16 protein-coding genes and 1 pseudogene are annotated in these 21,906 nt (G+C 64.5%); 11 read left to right on the top strand and 6 right to left on the bottom strand.

The annotated features are described in order from the left end of the window. Positions 1–37: 37 nt before the first annotated feature. Together ABZE94_RS02255 and ABZE94_RS02250 are read right to left on the bottom strand one after the other, a co-directional pair. Positions 38–925: an SMP-30/gluconolactonase/LRE family protein gene (locus ABZE94_RS02255; protein WP_372873907.1), complete on the bottom strand. Its 888-nt coding sequence runs from the start codon at positions 923–925 to the stop codon at positions 38–40. A 42-nt stretch (positions 926–967) separates the two neighbouring features. Then, the gene (locus ABZE94_RS02250) at positions 968–1,795 is read right to left on the bottom strand and encodes an NAD-dependent epimerase/dehydratase family protein (protein ID WP_372873906.1); all 828 of its coding nucleotides are present in this window, start codon (positions 1,793–1,795) and stop codon (positions 968–970) included. 365 nt (positions 1,796–2,160) lie between these two features. Here ABZE94_RS02250 and ABZE94_RS02245 point away from each other — a divergent pair, with 365 nt between their 5' ends. Then, positions 2,161–3,186, top strand: a complete 1,026-nt coding sequence (locus ABZE94_RS02245) for a LacI family DNA-binding transcriptional regulator (protein ID WP_372873905.1) — start codon at positions 2,161–2,163, stop codon at positions 3,184–3,186. 191 nt (positions 3,187–3,377) lie between these two features. Beyond that, positions 3,378–4,535: a mandelate racemase/muconate lactonizing enzyme family protein gene (locus ABZE94_RS02240; RefSeq protein WP_372873904.1), complete on the top strand. Its 1,158-nt coding sequence runs from the start codon at positions 3,378–3,380 to the stop codon at positions 4,533–4,535. 457 nt (positions 4,536–4,992) lie between these two features. Here ABZE94_RS02240 and ABZE94_RS02235 read toward each other — a convergent pair whose 3' ends face one another. From ABZE94_RS02235 to ABZE94_RS02220, 4 genes are all read right to left on the bottom strand, one after another. Beyond that, positions 4,993–6,513, bottom strand: coding sequence for a tripartite tricarboxylate transporter permease (locus ABZE94_RS02235; protein WP_372873903.1), 1,521 nt, complete (start codon positions 6,511–6,513; stop codon positions 4,993–4,995). Between the two features lie 12 nt (positions 6,514–6,525). Further along, a complete protein-coding gene (locus ABZE94_RS02230) occupies positions 6,526–7,014 on the bottom strand; it encodes a tripartite tricarboxylate transporter TctB family protein (protein WP_372873902.1) in 489 nt (162 codons plus the stop codon). Between the two features lie 65 nt (positions 7,015–7,079). After that, on the bottom strand, positions 7,080–8,057 hold the full coding sequence (locus tag ABZE94_RS02225) for a tripartite tricarboxylate transporter substrate binding protein (protein WP_372873901.1): 978 nt from the start codon (positions 8,055–8,057) through the stop codon (positions 7,080–7,082). Positions 8,058–8,088: 31 nt separating this feature from the next. Next, positions 8,089–9,486, bottom strand: coding sequence for an enolase C-terminal domain-like protein (locus tag ABZE94_RS02220; RefSeq protein ID WP_372873922.1), 1,398 nt, complete (start codon positions 9,484–9,486; stop codon positions 8,089–8,091). 678 nt (positions 9,487–10,164) lie between these two features. Here ABZE94_RS02220 and kdgD point away from each other — a divergent pair. The 9 genes and pseudogenes from kdgD to ABZE94_RS02175 form a co-directional block, all read left to right on the top strand. Continuing rightward, positions 10,165–11,076 carry a 5-dehydro-4-deoxyglucarate dehydratase gene (gene kdgD, locus ABZE94_RS02215; protein WP_372873900.1) on the top strand — a complete coding sequence of 304 codons (912 nt, stop codon included), beginning with the start codon at positions 10,165–10,167 and terminating at the stop codon, positions 11,074–11,076. Between the two features lie 57 nt (positions 11,077–11,133). Then, positions 11,134–12,576 (top strand): aldehyde dehydrogenase family protein, encoded by a 1,443-nt coding sequence (locus tag ABZE94_RS02210; RefSeq protein ID WP_372873899.1) that lies wholly within the window; start codon positions 11,134–11,136, stop codon positions 12,574–12,576. 101 nt (positions 12,577–12,677) lie between these two features. Further along, complete coding sequence (gudD, locus tag ABZE94_RS02205; protein WP_372873898.1) at positions 12,678–14,033, top strand: glucarate dehydratase; 1,356 nt, start codon at positions 12,678–12,680, stop codon at positions 14,031–14,033. Positions 14,034–14,106: 73 nt separating this feature from the next. After that, positions 14,107–15,465: an MFS transporter gene (locus ABZE94_RS02200; protein ID WP_372873897.1), complete on the top strand. Its 1,359-nt coding sequence runs from the start codon at positions 14,107–14,109 to the stop codon at positions 15,463–15,465. A 24-nt stretch (positions 15,466–15,489) separates the two neighbouring features. Next, positions 15,490–17,046: a galactarate dehydratase gene (gene garD, locus ABZE94_RS02195; protein WP_372873896.1), complete on the top strand. Its 1,557-nt coding sequence runs from the start codon at positions 15,490–15,492 to the stop codon at positions 17,044–17,046. Position 17,047: 1 nt separating this feature from the next. Further along, positions 17,048–18,466 carry an FAD-binding oxidoreductase gene (locus ABZE94_RS02190; RefSeq protein WP_372873895.1) on the top strand — a complete coding sequence of 473 codons (1,419 nt, stop codon included), beginning with the start codon at positions 17,048–17,050 and terminating at the stop codon, positions 18,464–18,466. A gap of 26 nt (positions 18,467–18,492) precedes the next feature. After that, positions 18,493–19,431: a 2-hydroxyacid dehydrogenase gene (locus tag ABZE94_RS02185; protein WP_372873894.1), complete on the top strand. Its 939-nt coding sequence runs from the start codon at positions 18,493–18,495 to the stop codon at positions 19,429–19,431. Positions 19,432–19,638: 207 nt separating this feature from the next. Continuing rightward, on the top strand, positions 19,639–21,264 hold the full coding sequence (locus ABZE94_RS02180) for a methyl-accepting chemotaxis protein (RefSeq protein WP_372873893.1): 1,626 nt from the start codon (positions 19,639–19,641) through the stop codon (positions 21,262–21,264). 329 nt (positions 21,265–21,593) lie between these two features. Next, a pseudogene (locus ABZE94_RS02175) lies at positions 21,594–21,743 on the top strand (2-hydroxyacid dehydrogenase); the annotation flags it as partial. Between the last annotated feature and the right edge of the window lie 163 nt (positions 21,744–21,906).

The raw sequence follows: 21,906 nt of genomic DNA, 5'->3' as shown, positions 1-21,906 counted from the left end.
GCGAAAACCGAGCGCGCGACCGATCGCGAGTCGCCGCTCAGTTGTTGAAGAAGGTTTCCTCCAGACCCTTGACGCCGGGTTGCAGGGCGAACACGCCGCCGGCCAATGGCTGGTCGTCGAGGTCGCCGGCCGGGCGTATCGAGGTGACGAACAGGGTGTCCAGGTCGCGGCCACCGAAGGCGCACATGCTCGGCTTCTGCACCGGTACGGCGAGGGAGCGATCCAGACGGCCGTCCGGGCTGAAGCGGTGGATCAGCCCGGCGTCGTTGCCACAGATCCAGTAACCCCCTTCGCTGTCCACCGCCGCGCCATCGGGGCGGCCAGGGTGCTGGCGCATGTCGACGAGCAGCCGGCGGTTATGCGGTGTGCCGCTGTCGATGTCGTAATCGAAGGCCCAGATGGCCTGTACCGAAGGGTGCGAGTCGGACAGGTACATGGTCCGGCCGTCCGGGCTGAAGGCCAGGCCGTTGGGCACGATAAGGTCGCTGATTTGTCCGGCGAGTGGCTCGCGTTGCCCGGCGCTGTAGCGGTACAGGGCACCGACTGACGCGGCGGCGCTCATGTCGAGCAGCATGCTGCCGGCCCAGAAGCGGCCCTGGCGGTCGCAGCGGCCATCGTTGAAGCGCATACCCGGCCGGGCGTGCGCCACGGCGCTGAGTGGTCGGCTGCGCAGGCTGCCGTCGGCGCCGAGCTGCAGGTGAAACAGGCCGCTCTGCATGCCCGCGATCCAGCCGCCATCGTTGCAGCGGGCAATGCAGGCGAGCATTTCAGGGGCAGTCCAGTGCTGGGTGCGATTGTCCGCTGAGCTCCAGCGGTACAGCTGGCCGGCCGGGATATCGACCCAGTACAGGGCCTGTTCCTCGGCGCTCCACACCGGGCTTTCGCCGGTGGCATTGCGTGCGTCGACAATCAGTTCGGCGTGCATGGCGGCTGGTTTCCCATGGTGGTTCTGCAGCGGATGGGCGCTTCAGGCGTCGCCGAATGGGCCGGCGGCGACGAAGGCACCGCCCTGGTAGAGCATGGCCGGATCGTCGGCGGCGGGCATGGGCTGGTCTTCGACCTGGCTGCGGAACTGCTCGGAGCTGTCCTTGGGCTGGTAGCCCAGGTGCGTGGCGAGGTGGTTGTCCCACCAGACGTTGCGGTTATCGGACATGCCGTAGACCACGGTGTGGCCGACGTTCGGGACGTACAGGGCGCGTTCGATCAGCTGGGTCAGGTCGCTGTAGCTCAACCAGGTGCTGAGCATGCGGCGGTTGTGCGGCTCGGGGAAGGAGGAGCCGATGCGGATGCTCACGGTCTCGATGCCGTAGCGATCGAAGTAGAAGCTGGCCATGTCTTCGCCATAGGCCTTGGACAGGCCGTAGTAGCTGTCCGGCCGGCGCGGCGCGTTGGCGTCGATGAATTCGTTCTGCTTGTAGAAGCCGATCACATGGTTGGAACTGGCGAAGATCACCCGCTTGACGCCATGCCGACGCGCCGCCTCATAGATATGGAACACGCCGCAGATATTGGCCCCGAGGATTTCCTCGAACGAGCGCTCGACCGACACACCGCCGAAGTGCAGGATCGCGTCTACGCCCTCGACCAGTTGATGCACCGCGGTCTTGTCGGCCAGGTCGCAGACCCGGACTTCTTCATGTGCGCCGGTGGCGGGAGCCATCTCGGCGATATCGGACACCCGCAGGATGGTGGTGTAAGGCCGCAGGCGTTCCCGCAGCACCTTGCCCAGACCGCCAGCGGCACCGGTGAGCAGCAGGCGATTGAAGGGAGCTGGGGTGTTGGCTGTTGGGGTCATGGCAGGGCTCTGCTTTGTTGTTATTGGTATGTCATCTGTTGTCGTATGACTTGCATCGATTATCATTAGGCCAGTGGGCAGATGTCAACATGCAAGAGGGGAAGTTGTGATTATTCGTCTGTTCGATGGCAGGATTTGTCAGGCGCTAAACCCCTGGAAATGTGTGGTTTTATTCTGGCATAAGGCCTCTATAACGCCATTCTCAGGGCGGTTTGGCAAGCGCCTGAGCGGCTCTTGCCAGGCTCAGGTCGGTTGTCCGGCAAATGTGCGGTCCGCCACTATCGACTAAAGTTGTATGATAACGTATCTCGCATGAGTCGAGCGGAGGCGCTGGCTAAAGTGCGTGGACTTCCGAGGGGCATGGCATGAGCAGAAAATCTCCCGACTTGCGCGCCGCTGCCGCGCCGACCCTGATCGACGTGGCCAGGGTGGCTGGCGTTTCCCCCATCACCGTATCCCGCGCCCTGGGCCGCCCCGAGGTGGTCAGCGCCGCCACGCGCAAGCGGGTGCTGGAGGCGGTACGCGCCACCGGTTACGTGCCCAACCTCGCCGCCGGTGCCCTGGCCTCCAGCCGCAGCCGCCTGGTGGCGATCTTTCTGCCGACCATCGCCAACTCGATCTTCGCCGATACCGTGCAGGCGCTCACCGACCGCCTGGCTGCAGCCGGCTATCAGACCCTGCTGGGGCTGACCGGCTACGACCCGCAGCAGGAGGAGGTGTTGCTCGAGGCGGTGCTGGGGCGGCGGCCGGATGGCATTGTGCTGACCGGCACCGAGCACACCCAGGCCAGCCGCCAACGCCTGGCGCGGGTGGGCATTCCGCTGGTGGAGGCCTGGGATCTGTGCCCGAAGCCGCTGGATATGCTGGTGGGCTTCTCCCATGAGGCGGTTGGCCAGGCGCTGGCGCACTATCTATTGGGTAAGGGCTATAGGCGTGTGTCGGTGCTCAGCCTCGACGACCCGCGTGGGCTACGGCGTTACCGTAGCCTGGCCCAGACCCTGGCACAGCAGGGTGTCGAGCCACTGGCAGCGCAGATCCTGCCAGCTCCGGCGACCCTGGCAGTAGGGCGCGAAGGTCTCGGCCGACTCTTGCAGGCGGGCCGCGCCGGCGAGGTGGTGGTGTGCAGCTCCGACACCCTCGCCCAGGGCGTGCTGGCCGAGGCCGCCAGTCGCGGCCTGCGGGTTCCGCAGGACCTGGCGGTGATCGGCTTCGGCGACCTGTCCTGCGCGGCACATACCCATCCGCCGCTGTCTACCGTAAGGATCGACGGTCCACGCATCGGCCGCGCCATCGCCGAAGCACTGCTGGCGCGCATCGCCGAACCGGCGCTGGCACGCAAGCCGCTGTGTCTGGATGTGGGCTTCGAGTTGATCGAGCGGGGCAGCGCCTGAGTTTCTAGGGGTTTTTCCCATTTCGGCTCCGGCTCGCGTCAAAAAAGGGAAAAGTTCCAGTGCTTGAATGATTGCGCAATCATCGTAGCCTGACTCGGGCTGTCCCTTTTCCGGCGGCCTTTGGCCGAGCCTGGTTGCGTGATCAGGGCTTGGCCTTGCGGGCCGTCGGCTGTCCATCCCGAGGAGGTTCCATGAATGACCAACCCGCTATCACCCGTGCCGACGACGACCGCATCGCCTGGCTGCGCCTGCGTTCGGTGGCATTGCCGCTGGCCAATCCGATCAGCGATGCCAAGGTGCTCACCGGCCGGCAGAAGCCGATGACCGAGATCGCCATCCTGATCACCGAGATCGAAACCCGCGACGGCCACCAGGGCCTGGGGTTCAGCTATTCCAAGCGCGCCGGCGGCGCCGGGCAGTTCGCCCATGCCCTGGAGGTGGCGCCCAACCTGATCGGCGAGAACCCCAGCGATATCGCCAAGCTATGGGACAAACTGTGCTGGGCCGGCGCCTCGGTGGGGCGCAGCGGCCTGGCGACCCAGGCCATTGGCGCCTTCGACGTCGCCCTGTGGGACCTCAAGGCGCGCCGCGCCGGCCTGTCGCTGGCACGTCTGCTCGGCGCCCAGCGCGATTCGGTGCGTTGCTACAACACCTCCGGCGGCTTCTTGCACACGCCGCTCGATCAGTTGCTGAAGAACACCGAGAGCTCCCGCGAGAAGGGCATCGGCGGCATCAAACTCAAGGTCGGCCAGCCGGACTGGGCGCTGGATCTGCATCGGGTCAGTTCGGTGCGTAAGCATCTGGGCGATGCCTTTCCGCTGATGGTCGATGCCAACCAGCAGTGGGATCGGCCCACCGCGCGGCGCATGTGCCGGCGGCTGGAACCCTTCGACCTGATCTGGATCGAGGAGCCGCTGGACTGTTACGACGCCGAGGGCCACGCCGAGCTGGTGCGCCAGTTCGACACGCCGATCGCCACCGGCGAGATGCTTACCAGCGTCGCCGAGCACTGGGAATTCATTCGCCAGGGTGCCGCCGATTTCCTCATGCCGGATGCGCCGCGGGTCGGCGGCATCACGCCTTATCTGCGTATCCAGACGCTTGCCGAACAGGCCGGCATGACTCTGGCGCCGCACTTCGCCATGGAGCTGCATGTGCATCTGGCGGCCACCCACACGCGCGAGCCCTGGGTCGAGCATTTCGAATGGCTTGAACCGCTGTTCGAGGAGCGCCTGGAGATTCGCGACGGGCGCATGCTGGTACCGAATCGCCCCGGCTTGGGCCTCAGCCTGAGCGAGCGGGTGGCCGGCTGGACGGTGCAGCAGGCCGAGGTCGGCCAGCGCGCCTAGGAGGTCGCAACCCTTAGGGAGGAAGCAAGCCACGCCGCAGGAGTTGGTAGGGTGACGCGGGGCCGCCTAGGTCGTGCGCACCCGTTCTGGCGGCCGATGGCTGGTGCGCGCGGCGCACCCGGGGATGAGCGGCCAGGCGGCGAACAATCGCAGCCTCAACCATCGTATTCGCGGATAAATCCGCTCCTACAAAAAGCATGTCCAGCAGCCTGTCCATCGATCTGTAGGAATGGCGGGGCGGCGAACCGCTGTGCGCATCAACGCCGGTGCCAATGGCTGGTGCCCACGGCGACCCTACGAGCCAGGCGTTAGCCAGGTTGTAGGGGGGACATGCCGAAGGCTGGTCCACCGCTGTGGTCTGTCCGGCGCATGGCGTAGGGTTTTGCGGGGAGGGGCAGGAGGGAGACCCTCACCCCAGCCCTCTTCCGGAGGGAGAGGGGGGAGGAGGGGCGAGCGGTCAGGTACGCAGGATTTCGTTGATCGCGCTCCTCTTCGGCCGCAGGGCGCTGTACACCTGCCACAGCACGAAGGCCAGGGCCAGGCCGAGGAAGGTGGCGGCGATGGGGTTGCCGAGGAAGGCGATGAAGTTGCCGTCCGACAGCATCAGGCCGCGGCGCAGGTTGGTTTCCGCCATCGGCCCTAGGATGAAGCCGATGATAAAGGGCGCCGCGGGCATGCCCGCTTTGACGAAGACGTAACCGAGCAGGCCGAACATCAGGATCGACCAGACGTCGAACAGGCGGCTGGACAGGCCGAAGGCACCGACCACGCAGAGCACCAGGATGATCGGCAGGAGGATGTGCTTGGGCACGTCGAGCAGCTTGATGAATATGCGCAGGCCGTAGAACTCCATAAACAGCATCAGCACGGTGGCCACGATCAGCGCAGCGAAGATGGTGTACACCAGCGGTCCCTGGCTGATGAACAGCAGCGGGCCGGGCTGGATGCCGTGGATCAGGAAGCCGCCGAGCAGGATCGCGGTGACGGTGTCGCCGGGAATGCCCAGGGTCATCAGCGGCAGCATGGCGCCGCCGATGCCGGCGTTGTTGGCCGTCTCGCTGGCGACGATGCCGCCGATATTGCCCTTGCCGTAGGTCTCCGGATTCTTCGCGCGCTTCTTCGAGATGATGTAGGCGACCAGGTTGGAGGTACCTGCGCCGATGCCCGGGAGGATGCCGATACCCAGACCGATCAGGCCGGAACGCCCGGCGTTGGGCAGCTGCTCGCGGAACTCCCTGAGCGAGAAACCGAAGCCCTTGATGTTCTTCATGCTCACCGACTTGGCCTTGCCTTGGTGGGCGTGGCGGCCGCTCTCGGCTACCTTGATGATCTCGGCAACGGCGAACATGCCGATCATCACGGTGAGCATGGCGAAGCCGCCGTTGAGCTCGGCGACGTCGAAGGTGAAGCGGCGGATCGCCTCCACCGGGGCGATGCCCACGGTGGATACGGCAAAGCCCAGGGCGCCGGCGAACAGGCCCTTGACCATGGAACCGGCAGACAGGGTGGCGATCAGGGTCAGGGAGAACACCGCGATGGCGAAGTACTCATGGGGGCCGAAACGCAGGGCGACCTTGGCCAGCTGCGGGGCGATAAACATCAGGGCCACGATGCTGAAGATGGTGCCGAGGAAGGAGAACACGATGCCGACGCCGAGGGCCTTGACCCCATGGCCCTGCTCCATCAGCGGGCCGCCGTCGAAGACCGTGGCGATGGAGGAGGGCGTGCCGGGGATCTTCAGCAGGATCGCCGAGATCAGCCCGCCCGAGGTGGCCCCGATGAACAGCGCCACCAGCAGCGACAGGCCGGCCTGCGGGCCCATGGTGAAGGTCAGCGGCAGGCACAGGGCCACCGCCATGGTCGCCGACAGGCCGGGTACGGCGCCGAAGACGATGCCGACGGCGACGCCGATCACCATCAGCAGCATGATATGGAGCGAGAAGATGGCACCGAAGCCTTGCTGCAATAATTCGAGCATGGTCGATCCTCCTTAGAACGGCAGCAGCCCGGAAGGCAGCATCAGATCGAAGGCCTCGCGGAACAGTAGATAGGTGATGGCCGACGTGACTACGGCGATCAGGGCATAGACGAGGTGGTTGACCCGATGATCGAGCGGGGTCAGCACGATGAACTGCAGGTACAGGTAGATCGCGGTCATGATCGGAAACCCGATCGGGTTGAGCAGGGCGATATAGCCGACGATCAACGCCAGGGTCTTGACCACCGTCTTGATATCGCTGCCGCCCGTCAGCTCGGCTTCGCCATCGGGGTGGTACTCCGTCACGGCTTGAGTACGGTTGCGCACGCTCAGCAGTTGCAGCACGCCGAGCAGGCAGAGCATGGCCGACAGCAGGCTGGGCACGAAGGCCGCGTCGATGCCGTCGTGACGCGGTAACTGGATGGTCATTAACAGGTAGCCGAGACCGGCGCCGAGCATGGCGATGCCGATCAGCAGCTCCTTTTTCTTGGTGGTAGCCATCGGGGAACCTCAGGGGATGGGGCCGGGCACCGGCCAGCAGTCAAGCCGGCCGGCGTCACAGAACCTTACTTGTTGCGCAGAGCATCCTTGTACTGCATGAAATCGTCGCGGGTCTTGCTCAGTACGGCAATGGCTTCTTCGGTGCCATGGTAGGCCACCGGCTGCTTGAAGGACTTCTTCAGCTCCTCGGCGTACTCGGGCATCTCGGTGATCTGCTGCATGATGCCGGCCATCTTGGCCACGATGGCCGGATCGGTGCCTTTCGGGAATGCGACCACATAGGGTTTGTCGATGGTGAAGTCGACGCCCTGCTCCTTGAATGTCGGTACGTCGCCGAGCAGTGCGTTGCGCTCGCTGTTGGGCTGACCGAGGGCGAACATCTGGCCGCCGGTGACGTAGTCCTGCACCGAACCGTAGCTGATCGCGCCCAGACCGATACGACCGCCCAGCAGGGCGACGACCTTCTCCGACACGGTACCGGCGTCGACCATCTTCAGTTTCACCCCGGCCAGCTGTTCGAACATCAGCCCCTGGATATGCGAGAAGCTGCCCATCTCGGTGCCGTAGCTGACGCTGTTGGGGTTGGCCTTGGCCTTGTCGATCAGCTCCTGCAGGGTCTTGATCCCGGCGTCCTGGCTGGCGACGAAGATGGCGCCCTTGTCCACGCCGGCGATGCAGGCAATGTCGAAGGCCTCGAAGCTGTCCTCGGACAGGCCGGCCACCTCGTTGACGATCAACTGGCCGGTGTGGGTGAAGAGGATGGTGTTGCCATCCGGCGCGGCGCCTTTGACCTGCTCGGCGGCCAGGGTGCCGCCGCCGCCGGCGACGTTGGTGACCACCATGTTCTTGCCTGTGATCTGGTTGAAGTACTTGGCCATCATGCGCGCGTTGAAGTCGGTGTCGCCACCGGGGTTGGCGATCACCACCACCTGTACCGGGCGGGTCGGCCAGTTGACGTCGGCGGCGACGGCGGCCGACAGGGCGCTGAGGGCGCCCATGCCGACCAGGGCAGAGAGCAGGGAGGCGCGGATTGTTTTTTTCATTGGAGTTCTCCGGGGTTGAGGGCTGGGTGCTTCAGTTGTCGCGGTCGAGGCTGGGGCGTTTCGGGTGGTACTGCCAGCCTGGAATCAGGTATTGCATGGCCATGGCGTCGTCGCGCGCGCCGCCGGCCACCTTCTTGTACAGCTCGTGGGCGGCCATGATTCGCGGCATGTCGGGCTCGATGCCGAGGCCGGGTTTGTCCGGCACCTCGACCTGGCCGCCGACGATCTGCAGCGGCTCGCGGGTCAGGCGTTCCTTGCCTTCCTGCCAGATCCAGTGGGTGTCGATGGCGGTGATGCGCCCCGGCACGGCGGCCGCGGCGTGGGTGAACATGGCCAGGGAAATGTCGAAGTGGTTGTTCGAATGCGAGCCCCAGGTCAGGCCGAATTCCTCGCACACCTGACCGAGGCGCACGGCGCCCTGCATGGTCCAGAAGTGCGGGTCGGCCAGCGGGATGTCCACCGCCTCCAGGCGCAGCGAGTGGCCCATCTGCCGCCAGTCGGTGGCGACCATGTTGGTGGCGGTGGGGATGCCGGTGGCGCGCTTGAACTCGGCCATGATCTCGCGACCGGAATAGCCGTGCTCCGGGCCACAAGGATCTTCGGCGTAGGCCAGTACCTGGCTCTGGCCCTGGCACAGGGCGATGGCCTGGTCGAGCGACCAGGCGCCGTTGGGGTCGAGGGTGACGCGGGCGTCGGGGAAGCTGGCCTTGATCGCGCGGATCGCATCCATCTCCTCTTCGCCGCGCATCACCCCGCCTTTCAGTTTGAAGTCGGCGAAGCCGTAGCGCGCGTGCGCCGCCTCGGCCAGGCGGGCGATGGCGGCGGGCGTCAGCGCGGCCTGGTGGCGCAGGTGGTACCAGTCGTCGGCCGAGCCCTGGCCGGCCAGGTAGGGCAGGTCGGTGCGTTGACGCTCGCCTATATAGAAGAGGTAGGCGAGCATCGGCACGCGCTCGCGCTGCTGGCCGCTGCCGAGCAGCTCGGCCACCGGCACTTCGAGGTGCTGGCCGAGCAGGTCGAGCAGAGCGGCTTCCACCGCGGTGATCACATTGTCCAGGCGCAGGTTGATCTCGTGCGGCTGCTTGAGCACCCGCGCCTCGGCTTCCGAGGTGACCTGGTGCTGGCTGGTCTGCGGCCCCTTGGCCGGCCCGGCAATGGCCTGGCGCAGGCGGTTGAGCACGCGGTTGTAGCGGCCGACCGGCTGGCCGATAACCAGGTCGCGGCAGCGCTCCAGGGCCTGGCGGATGCCTTCGCCGCCCGGCACTTCGCCGCAGCCGGTGCGTCCGGCGCTGTCCTTGAGGATGACCAGGTTGCGGGTGAAGTAGGGCGCATGGGCGCCGCACAGGTTGAGCAGCATGCTGTCGTGGCCGGCGACCGGGATGACCTGCATGTCCAGCACAACCGGGGTTGTCGTAAGCCCTCGCTCAATCATTGCCATGATGCTCCTGTGACTGGGCGCTATGGCGTCGAGTTGCAGAGCTGATTGCGCTCAGGGGGCTGACGCAGGAGCGGTAGACGGTCTGCGCGTTTGCAGGTCGCCGTGAGTGTGCCGGGGCGGCAGGATGACAGGCCCGTACCTTTGCTCGAGCGTGCAAGACAGAAGGTTGCTGTGTTTCAGCAATACGCAGGGACAGCAGCGGATGCCGCAAGTGCGCGTACGGGCCACCGGTGATGGCGGCGGATAAACAGTGGGAAGGCATGCAAGCCTTGGTGTTCGTAATCATGGCGGGGCCTGATTTTTTGTTTTTAGAGATGTCATACGTTGTCGTATGACTTTGGCGGATTATCAGCAGCGTCTGACAGACTTGTCAACGAGACTTTTGCAGAAAATTGTTGGGGGCGACCGCCGGCATTGCGGCTAAAGCAGGCCGCAGCACCGTGCCCTGCGGCCGTCTTGTCGGTGCTGAAACCCTTATAGCGGTGCGCTTGTGCCTGGGTGGCTAGGAGTGCACGTGTTCGTGCCCTAATCTTCTGGCGTGGATGGCGGCAGAAGGTCAGGTGATAACCGGTCAAGGAAAAGTATGGCATTGCTTAGTGTTGTACGATAACGTATCTCTACAGTTTCGACTGATGCTCCTCTCCACCATTCGCTCTACAGGGTGTTCGCACAATGAATCCACAAGAACTGAAGTCCATCCTCTCTTCCGGTCTGCTGTCTTTCCCCGTGACCGATTTCGATGCTGCCGGCGATTTCCGCGCCGATACCTATGCGCGCCGCCTGGAATGGCTGGCCCCCTATGGTGCTTCGGCGCTGTTCGCCGCCGGCGGCACCGGTGAATTTTTCTCCCTGACCGGCAAAGAGTATTCGGCGGTGATCAAGACCGCCGTCGACACCTGCGCCGGCAGCGTGCCGATCCTCGCCGGTGTCGGTGGGCCGACCCGTCAGGCCATCGAAATGGCTCAGGAAGCCGAGCGCCTGGGGGCCAAGGGCCTGCTGCTGCTGCCGCACTACCTGACCGAAGCCAGTCAGGAAGGCGTTGCGCTGCACGTCGAAGCCGTGTGCAAGTCGGTGAAGATCGGCGTGGTGGTCTATAACCGCAGCGTCTGCCGCCTGACCGCACCGCTGCTGGAGCAGGTGGCCGAGCGCTGCCCGAACCTGATCGGCTACAAGGACGGCATCGGCGATATCGAGCTGATGGTGTCCATCCGCCGTCGTCTGGGCGATCGCCTGAGCTACTTGGGCGGCCTGCAGACCGCCGAAGTCTACGCCGCTGCCTATAAAGCCCTGGGCGTGCCGGTCTACTCCTCGGCGGTATTCAACTTTATCCCCAAGACCGCGATGAATTTCTACCACGCCATGGCCGGTGACGATCACGCCAGCGTCGGCAAGATCATCGATGACTTCTTCCTGCCGTACCTGGCCATCCGCAACCGCTGCGCCGGTTATGGCGTCAGCATCATCAAGGCCGGTGCCAGGATTGTCGGCCATGACGCCGGCCCTGTGCGTACACCGCTGACCGATCTGCTGCCGGAAGAGTACGAGATGCTCGCCGCACTGATCGAAGCCCAGGGCGCGCAATAAACGCCGCTTGACCGATAGCGGCGCGATCACGCGCCGCGCACAGACAGGAGGCTATTCGTGGCCAATCCACAGCGTTACGACAACTACATCGGCGGCCAATGGCTCGCCGCTGCCAGCTATTCGAGCAATATCAACCCGTCCGACCTGGCCGATGTGGTCGGCGAATACGCCCAGGCCGACGCCGCCCAGGTGGATCAGGCCATCGCCGCCGCCCGCGCCGCTTTTCCGGCCTGGTCGACTTCCGGCATCCAGGCGCGCAGCGACGCGCTGGACAAGGTCGGCAGCGAAATCCTCGCCCGCCGCGAGGAGCTGGGCACCCTGCTGGCCCGGGAAGAGGGCAAGACCCTGGCCGAAGCCATCGGCGAGGTGACCCGCGCCGGCAATATCTTCAAGTTCTACGCCGGCGAATGCCTGCGTCAGGCCGGTGAAGTGCTGGCCTCGGTGCGCCCCGGCGTCTCGGTGGAAGTCACCCGCGAGCCGCTGGGCGTGATCGGCCTGATCACCCCGTGGAACTTCCCCATCGCAATCCCGGCCTGGAAGGTCGCCCCGGCCCTGGCCTACGGCAACTGCGTGGTGTTGAAACCGGCCGATCTGGTGCCGGGTTGCGCCTGGGCCATCGCCGAAATCATCTCCCGCGCCGGTTTCCCCGCCGGGGTGTTCAACCTGGTGATGGGCAGCGGCCGGGTGGTCGGTGAAACCATCGTCCAGCACCCGCAGGTCGATGGCGTCAGCTTTACCGGCTCGGTCGGTGTCGGCCGCAGCATCGCCGCCAGTTGCGTGGCGCGCGGTGCCAAGGTGCAGCTGGAGATGGGCGGCAAGAACCCGCAGATTATCCTCGACGATGCCGACCTGAAAACCGCCGTGGAGCTGTCGGTGCAGAGCGCCTTCTACTCCACCGGTCAGCGTTGCACCGCCTCCAGCCGGCTGATCGTCACCGCCGGCATCTACGACCGGTTCGTCGCGGCCATGGCCGAGCGGATGCAGTCGATCACCGTCGGCAATGCCCTGGAGAAGGGCACCGATATCGGCCCCGTGGTGTCCCAGGCTCAGCTGGAGCAGGACCTGCGTTATATCGAGATCGGCAAGCAGGAAGGTGCGCGCCTGGTCTGCGGCGGCGAGCGCGTCAGCTGCGAACAGGACGGCTACTACCTGGCCCCGACCCTGTTTGCCGACTGCACGGCGGGCATGCGCATCAGCCGCGAAGAGATTTTCGGTCCGGTGGCCAATATCATCCGCGTGGCCGATTACGACGAAGCGCTGGCCATGGCCAACGACACCGAGTTCGGTCTGTCCGCTGGTATCTGCACCACCTCGTTGAAGCACGCCAACCACTTCAAGCGTCATGCCCAGGCCGGTATGGTCATGGTCAATCTGCCGACTGCCGGGGTGGATTACCACGTGCCGTTCGGCGGCCGCAAAGGTTCGTCCTATGGCAGCCGCGAGCAGGGCAAGTACGCCCAGGAGTTCTACACCACGGTGAAGACCACGTACGTCGGTTGAGTGCACCTGTAGGAGCGGGCCATGCCCGCGAAGCTTTTCGAGCGCTTGAGCACGCTCCTACCAAGGTTCAGACCCCGGATAACAACAACAGGGCAAGAGCTATGAACACAGAATCCAGGCAAGGCGCCTTCGCCGGCGCCCCGCTGATCACCGAGCTACAGGTCGTGCCGGTTGCCGGCCACGACAGCATGCTGCTCAATCTGAGTGGCGCCCACGGCCCATTCTTTACTCGCAATATCCTGATCCTCAAGGACAACGCCGGGCGCATCGGCGTCGGCGAGGTTCCCGGTGGCGAGGCCATCCGCCAGACCCTGGAAGACGCCCGGCCCTTGCTGGTGGGGCAGTCCATCGGCAACTACAACGGCATCCTCAATAAGGTACGGCAGGCTTTCGCCGATCGCGATGTCGGCGGTCGCGGCCTGCAGACCTTCGACCTGCGCATCACCATCCACGCGGTCACCGCCCTGGAGGCGGCGCTGCTCGACCTGCTCGGCCAGCACCTCGGCGTGCCGGTGGCGGCCCTGCTCGGCGAAGGCCAGCAGCGCGATGCGGTGGAGATGCTCGGTTACCTGTTCTATATCGGCGACCGCGAGAAGACCGACCTCGGCTACCGCAACGAAGCGGATGCCGACGACGCCTGGTTCCGCGTGCGCAACCAGGAGGCGCTGAGCCCCGAGACCATCGTCCGTCAGGCCGAAGCGGCCCATGCGCGCTATGGCTTCAACGATTTCAAACTCAAGGGCGGCGTGCTGCGCGGCGGCGAGGAAGTCGAGGCAATCCGCGCCCTGGCCGAACGCTTCCCCCAGGCGCGGGTGACCCTCGACCCGAACGGCGGCTGGTCCCTGGCCGAGGCCATCGAGCTGTGCCGCGACCTGCACGGTGTGCTGGCCTATGCCGAAGACCCCTGCGGTGCGGAAAACGGTTACTCCGGCCGCGAGGTGATGGCCGAGTTCCGCCGCGCCACCGGCCTGCCGACCGCGACCAATATGATCGCCACCGACTGGCGGCAGATGGGTCACTGCATCCAGTTGCAGTCGGTGGATATTCCGCTGGCCGACCCGCATTTCTGGACCATGCAGGGTTCGGTGCGGGTGGCGCAGATGTGCAACGAATGGGGCCTGACCTGGGGCTCGCACTCCAACAACCACTTCGACATTTCCCTGGCGATGTTCACCCATGTCGCGGCCGCCGCGCCGGGCAAGGTCACCGCCATCGACACCCACTGGATCTGGCAGGACGGCCAGCACCTGACCCGCAACCCGCTGCAGATCGAAGGCGGCCTGGTGCAGGTGCCCAAAACTCCGGGTCTGGGCGTCGAGCTGGATTGGGATGCCCTGGCCAAGGCCCACGAGCTGTACCAGGGCATGGGCCTGGGCGCGCGCAACGATGCCGTGGCCATGCAGTACCTGATCTCCGGCTGGCAGTTCGACAACAAACGCCCTTGCCTGGTGCGTTGAACCGGCGGTCCGACGGCTCGGTGTCTGACGACACCGGGCCCGTTTCACGCGAACCTCTCGATGAGTTGGCCAGATGCAAGCAGTCAAACCAGGCCGGGTGCGTTACTCCATCCTGCTGATGCTGTTCCTCGTCACCACGGTCACCTTTGCCGACCGCTCCAGCCTGTCGATTGCCGGTGCCGCGCTGCAGGCGGATCTGGGCATCGATGCGGTGATGCTCGGCTATATCTTTTCGGCGTTCGGCTGGGCCTATGTCATCGGGCAGATTCCCGGTGGCTGGCTGTTCGATCGCTTCGGTGCCAAGCGCGTCTATCTCATCACGCTGTTCTGCTGGTCGCTGTTTACCCTGTTGCAGGGCCTTGTCGGCATGCTGCCGCTGGCCTGGTCAATCGTCAGCCTGTTTGTGCTGCGCCTGGCGGTAGGCTTTGCCGGCGCGCCGTGCTTTCCGGGCAATGCACGGATCATCGCCGCCTGGTTCCCGACCCGCGAGCGGGCCACCGCCACCGCCATGTCCACGTCGGCGCAGTATGCCGCCACTGCGGTATTTGCCCCGCTGATGGGTTGGGTGGTGCAGGACATGGGCTGGCAGTATGTGTTTTACGTGCTGGGCGGCCTGGGTCTGCTGCTCTGTGGCGTGTGGCTCAAGCTGATGCACAGCCCGCGTGAGCATCCACGTCTGGGCGCTGCCGAGTTCGCCCATATCGAAGACGGCGGCGGTCTGATCGACCTGGCCCCACGGCCTGCCGCTGCGGCGGGCTCGCAGTGGCGCACCCTCAAGTTGCTGCTGACCCAACGCACGCTGATCGGCCTGTACCTGGGCCAGTACTGCAACAACGCCATTACCTATTTCTTCCTCACCTGGTTTCCCGTGTACCTGGTGCAGGCGCGCGGCATGAGCATTCTCGCCGCCGGCTTTGCCGCCTCGCTGCCGGCGATCAGCGGCTTCGTCGGCGGTGTGCTCGGCGGCCTGGTGTCGGACGGTCTGCTGCGTCGCGGCTATTCCCTGACCCTGGCGCGCAAGCTGCCCATCGTCGTCGGCATGCTGCTGGCCAGCTGTATCGTGCTGAGCATCCATGTCGAGAGTGATAGCGCAGTGATCGGCCTGATGGCCCTGGCCTTTTTCGGCAAGGGCTTCGGCTCGCTCGGCTGGACGCTGGTGGCCGACACCTCGCCCCGGCAGATCGTCGGCCTGTCCGGTGGGCTGTTCAATACCTTCGGCAACCTGGCGGCGATCACCACACCTATCGTGGTCGGTTACCTGGTCAGCCACACCGGCTCATTTGACACGGCGCTGATCTATGTCGGTGCCAACGCTTTGCTGGCGGTAATCAGTTACCTGTTTATCGTTGGTCGTATTCAACGGATCGAGTTGAACGATCCGCCAGCCCCGGCTGTTAACGCCGCCGTTGCTGCGCCCAACTCGACACCCTGACCCGTATTAGAGGAGAGCATGTCCATGCAGTTGATTCCCCATCAGGATTCGCCTCGCTATATCCGCCTGCACCCGGCCGACAACGTCGGTGTGGTGGTCAACGAGCAGGGCGTGGCCAAGGGCGGCCGCTTTGCCGATGGCCTGGTGGCCGTCGAAGGCATCCCGCAGAGCCATAAGGTGGCCTTGCAGGACATCGCCTTGGACGGCGAAGTGGTGCGCTACGGCGAGGTCATCGGTTACGCCCTGGAGCCCATCGCCGCCGGGCGCTGGGTCACCGAGGCGCAGCTGCGTATGCCCGAGCCGCCGGCCCTGGACAACCTGCCCAAGGCGACCTTGTCGGCTGTGCCGGTCGAGCCGCTGGAGGGTTACAGCTTCGAGGGTTTCCGCAACCCGGACGGCAGCGTCGGCACGCGCAATATTCTCGGCGTGACCACCACGGTGCAGTGCGTGGTCGGCGTGCTCGACCACGTGGTCGAGCGCGTGCGCAAGGAGCTGCTGCCCAAGTACCCCAACGTCGACGACGTTGTGGCCCTGTCGCACAGCTATGGCTGCGGCGTGGCGATCAATGCGCCAGATGCGGTGGTGCCGATCCGCACCCTCTATAACATCAGCCGTAACCCCAACCTCGGCGGCCAGGCGCTGGTCATCAGCCTCGGCTGCGAGAAGTTGCAGGCCAGCCAGTTGATGGATGGTGACCAGCTGACCAACGGCATGGACGAGGAGGAGTGGCTGTTCCGCCTGCAGGATTCCAGCAACGGCTTCGCCGGCATGGTCGAGCAGATCATGGCGATGATCGAGGCGCGGCTGCAGGTGCTCGATCGGCGTCGCCGCGAAAGCGTGTCGGCCAGCGAGCTGGTGGTCGGTATGCAGTGTGGCGGCAGCGATGCGTTTTCCGGCATCACCGCCAACCCGGCCCTGGGTGTGGCCGCCGACCTGCTGGTGCGCGCCGGGGCCACGGTGATGTTCTCCGAGAACACCGAGGTGCGCGACGGCATCCACCTGCTCACCCCGCGTGCGGCCACGGTGGAAGTGGCCGATGCGCTGATCCGCGAGATGGATTGGTATGACCGCTACCTGCAGCGCGGCATGGCCGACCGCAGCGCCAACACCACGCCGGGGAACAAGAAGGGCGGGCTGAACAATATTGTCGAAAAGGCCATGGGCTCGATCGCCAAGTCCGGCTCCAGCCCCATCGCCGGGGTGGTGTCACCGGGGGAGCGGGTGCGTGGCAAGGGCCTGTGGTTCTGCGCCACGCCGGCCAGCGACTTTATCTGCGGCACCCTGCAACTGGCCGCCGGGATGAATCTGCATATCTTCACCACCGGCCGCGGCACGCCTTACGGCCTGGCCATGGTGCCGGTGATCAAGGTCGCCACCCGTACCCAACTGGCCGAGCGCTGGCCCGACCTGATCGACGTGGATGCCGGGCAGATCACCTCCGGGCGCATGACCCTGGACGAGATGGGCTGGCTCATCTTCCAGCTGTATCTGGACGTCGCCAGCGGCAAGCAACAGACCTGCGCCGAGCGCCTGCGCCTGCACAACGACCTGGTGCTATTCAACCCGGCTCCGGTGACCTGAGATGAGCGGCCTTCCCGAGAGCCTGATCCAGGCACTGCAGGCGGTGGTGGGCGACTCCGGGCTGATCACCGACGCCGAACGCATGCACGGCTACCTGAGCGACTGGCGCAACGCCTACCGGGGCCGCGCCGCGCTGGTGCTGCGACCCGCCACAACCGACGAAGTGGCGCAGGTGGTGCGCCTGTGCCACGAGGCCGGTGTCGCGATCGTGCCGCAGGGCGGCAATACCGGCCTCTGTGGCGGCTCGATTCCCGATGATTCGGGCGCCCAGGTGGTGCTGTCGCTGACCCGCATGGCGCGCATCCGCGCCGTCGACACGGGCAACGAGACCATTACCGTCGAGGCCGGAGTGATTCTCCAGCGTCTGCAGGAGGCGGTCGCCGAGGTCGGCAGGTTATTTCCCCTGTCGCTGGGAGCCGAAGGCAGTTGCACGGTCGGCGGCAATCTGGCGACCAACGCCGGCGGCACCGCCGTGCTGCGTTACGGCAATATGCGCGACCTGGTGCTGGGCCTCGAAGTGGTGTTGCCCGACGGGCGCATCTGGAACGGGCTGCGCGGCCTGCGCAAGGACAACACCGGCTACGACCTCAAGCAGCTGTTCATTGGTGCCGAGGGCACCCTGGGCATCATCACCGCCGCAGTGCTCAAGCTGTTTCCCGCCGTGCGCAGCCTGACCACCGCCTGGGTGGCGCTGCCCAGTGCGCAGGCCGCGGTCGAGCTGATCGGGCAGATGCGCGGCCTGTGTGGCGACCGGCTGACGGGTTTCGAGCTGATGTCGCGCCAGAGCGTGGAGTTCGTGCTGCGGCATGTCGCGGGCGTCAATGACCCCTTCGCCGAGGTGTACCCCTGGTACGTGCTGATCGAGCTGAGCGATACCCAGCCCGATGCGTCGCTGAACGACATGCTCGAACAGGGTCTCGGCGAGGCCTTCGAGCAGGGCGTGGCGCTGGATGCAGTGGTGGCCAGCAGCCAGGCCCAGGTGCAGGCACTGTGGGCGCTGCGCGAGGGCATTTCGCAGGCGCAGAACCACGAGGGGCCGAGCCTCAAGCACGATATCAGCGTGCCGGTCAGCCGCATTCCGGCCTTTATCGAAGCCACTGACCGGCGTTTGCTGAAAGATTTCCCCGGTGTGCGCATCGTGGCCTACGGCCATGTCGGCGACGGCAACCTGCATTACAACATCAGCAAACCGCTGGCCGCCGACGACGCGCCATTCAAGGCGCAGCACGAGGCGATCATGCGGCTTATCTACGACTCGACCGCCACCTTTGACGGCAGCATCAGCGCCGAACATGGCCTGGGGCAGGCCAAGCGCGAGGCGGCCAGACGCTACAAGGACCCGCTGGAGTTGGAGTTGATGCGAGCGATCAAGGCGACGCTGGACCCGACCGGGCTGATGAACCCCGGCAAGCTGCTGTAAACCACGCACTGGAGGCAAGAGTCCCCATGGTTAACTCCCAAGTGTTACAGGTCGGCCCGCTGAGCGAACGCTTCAACGCCAACCTGGCTGGCCGTTACGCGGTTGCGCCGCTATGGCAGCAGCCCGATCCACTGCGCTTTCTCAAGGAGCAGGGCGGGCAGTTCGAACTGCTGGTCTCTTCGGCCCGCTTCGGTTGCAGCGCCGAGCAACTGCAGTGCCTGCCGAACCTGCGTGCCATCTGCAGCTTTGGCGTGGGCTACGACCCCTATCCGCTGGAGCTGCTGCGTGATCGCGGCATCGTCATCAGTACCACGCCGGATGTGCTCAACGATTGCGTGGCCGATCTGGCCATGGGCCTGATCATAGATAGCGCCCGTCAGCTGGCTGCGGCCGACCGCTTCGTGCGGGAAGGGCAGTGGCTCACGGGCAACTACCCGCTGACGCGCAAGGTCAGCGGCAAGAAGCTCGGCATCGTCGGCCTCGGCCGCATCGGCCAAGCCATCGTCCGCCGCGCCGAAGGCTTCGCCATGCCGGTGCGCTACTACAAGCGCCGGCAGGATCCGGGCAGCCCCTATGGCTTCGAGGTGGATTTGTTGGCGCTGGCGCGCTGGGCAGACTTTCTGGTACTGGCCTGCCCTGGCGGTGCGGCTACCCATCACCTGATCGATCGGGCCGTGCTCGAAGCCCTCGGCCCCGAGGGCACTCTGATCAACGTCGCGCGCGGCTCGGTGGTCGATCAGGCGGCGCTGGTTGCGGCGCTGCTGAATGGCAGCCTGGGCGGTGCGGGGTTGGATGTGTTCGGAGGTGAACCCACCGTGCCAGCAGAGCTGTTCGCCCTGCCCAATGTGGTATTGCTGCCCCATGTCGGCAGTGGTACCCACGAAACCCGCTTGCAGATGGAGGAGCTGGTGCTGGCCAATCTGCAGGCTTTTATCGACAAGGGGGAGCTGCTGACGCCGCTCTGACCCCGCCTAAATATGAGGGTTCGCCGCGCGGCGCACCGTCATATCCGGGTCGTTGCCACAAGCGCCGATCCAGTCTCTTACGTCTGTTTAACTGACACCTACGCTGTAGCGGCGCACCACAAGTGCGCCTTTTAAAAATCACCCTACAACAACTATGTAATCACTCTCTGTAAAGAGGGGTAAGCCAACGGGGTCACTGAGGTTTTCATGCTGCTACGTAACTGGAATATCGCCCGCAGGGCCGCGTGTCTATTCGCCCTTCTTGCCCTGATCGTGGCGTCTCTCGGTATGTTTTCCCTGGGAGAAATGACCAGCATCCGCGAGCGCGCTACCACCATTGAGAAGGACTGGGTGCCGAGCATCCGCATCGTCAACAGCATTCGCGAAAATATGCTGCGAATCCGCACCATTTCCCTGCGCATGGCCCTAGATACCGAGATCGGTAGTCTGGACACTTATATCGACCAGTACGAAGTCCGCAACAAAGTGCTGACCGATAACCTCAAGAACTTCGAAGCCTTTATCAACTCCCCGCACGAAGAGCGCCTGTACGGCCAATTCAAGCAAGGCCTCGCCAGCTATCAGCGCGGCATGGCCGACTCGTTTGTGTTGGCCCGTAGCGGTGACAGAGATGCACTGAATAAGCTGTTGCTGGTGGACATGAAACCAGTGGTGGACGGTACCGGCGCGCAGCTGGCATTGCTGGGTGAGATATACGCCAAGGGCATCGAGCAGGAAGGCAAAGCCTCAGCCGAACAATACGACTATTCCCGCTACATCGTTATCGTCTTTATCGTGGTGGCAGCCTTCGCCACAGTGTTGCTGGCCTGGCTGCTGACCCAAAGCATCGTGCGCCCGCTGCGTGGCGCGGTGCAGGCAGCGCAATTTATCGCCGACGGTGATCTGACCAAGCTGATTCAGGTGGATGGCAATGACGAAGTCAGCCAGTTGCAGGATGCCTTGGGCCGTATGCAACAAAAACTGCGGGAAACCCTGGTAGATATCTCTGGCTCCTCCACCCAATTGGCCGCCGCCGCCGAAGAGCTTAATGCGGTCACCGAAGATGCCAGCCGTAGCCTTCTGCAACAAAACAATGAGATCGAACTGGCCGCCACTGCGGTGAATGAAATGAGCGCGGCCGTGGATGAAGTGGCGCGTAATGCAGTGTCCACCTCCGATGCTTCAAAGGCGTCGAATCAATCGGCGCAAGTTGGGAATAGCCGTGTTAGCGAGACCATCAGCGCTATCGGTGGCTTGTCTGCCGAAGTGGAGACTACTGCCGGTCTGGTGCGTCAACTGGCGGGGCAGTCTCAGGATATTGGCAAGGTGCTGGACGTGATTCGCGCCATTGCCGAACAGACCAATTTGCTCGCCTTGAACGCTGCCATCGAAGCGGCCCGTGCTGGCGAGTCCGGGCGCGGTTTTGCGGTGGTGGCGGACGAAGTCAGGGCCTTGGCTTACCGCACGCAGAACTCCACCCAAGAAATCGAGCAGATGGTGTCCACCATGCGCACCGGTGCCACCGAGGCCCTGACCTCCATGCAATGCAGTAGCACCTTGGCGCAATCCACGCGCAATCTGGCCGAGAGTGCAGGCATGGCGTTAGGGGAAATCACCACCGCAATCGGTGAGATGTATGAGCGCAACCTAGTGATTGCCAGCGCGGCAGAAGAACAGGCGCAAGCAGCGCGCGAAGTGGACCGTAACTTGGTGAACATTCGCGACCTGTCTGTGCAGTCAGCTACCGGCGCCCACCAAACGAGCGCCTCCAGCCATGATCTGTCGCGCTTAGCGGCGGATCTGAATCGGCTGGTTAATAGGTTTAGTCTTTAAACGTAAGGAAATCTAAGGTGCAGAGTCGATTAACTTGCTCTCTGACGAGCCCATTTTGCTCAAGCAACTTCTGCGGTCCCTGCATGAACAGGTGTCGGAGAATATAAGCCGATGTTGGTAAAGGGCGTGCAGTCGAGGGCCTGCGCGAGCAAATCACCCTGCCGACACGGCGCCTATTCGGCCGTAAATCCCAGCTCTAGGATGGATTGAGCACAGCGATACCTATCACCCAGCCGCTGGATATCGCTCTGCTCCACTCATCTACAAAACTGGTTGCGGCGCTGCTGGATGGCTGCACTCGGTGGAGGTATTTGCAGACGAGCACCTAAGTGCCGCAAGCACTGTTCGCCTTGCCTAATATCGTGCTCTTGCCCCACGTTGGCAGCGGCACGAAAGAAACCCGCTTGCAGATGGAAGAGCTGGTGCTGACCAATCTGCAGGCTTTTATCGACAAGGGGGAGCTGCTGACGCTGCTCTGACCCCGCCTAAATATGAGGGTTCGCCACGCGGCGCACCGCCATATCCGGGTCGTTGCCACAAGCGCCGATCCAGTCTCTTACGTCCGTTTAACTGACACCTTTGCTGTAGCGGCGCACCACAAGTGCGCCGATTTTTTCGCGTTCCCGCTTGAGCGGCTACAGG

Origin of the sequence: Pseudomonas sp., from assembly GCF_041601375.1 — a bacterium.
Classification (GTDB): Bacteria; Pseudomonadota; Gammaproteobacteria; order Pseudomonadales; family Pseudomonadaceae; genus Aquipseudomonas.
Note: the sequence above shows the minus strand (reverse complement) of the source record. Positions and strands in the feature narration are given on the sequence as shown.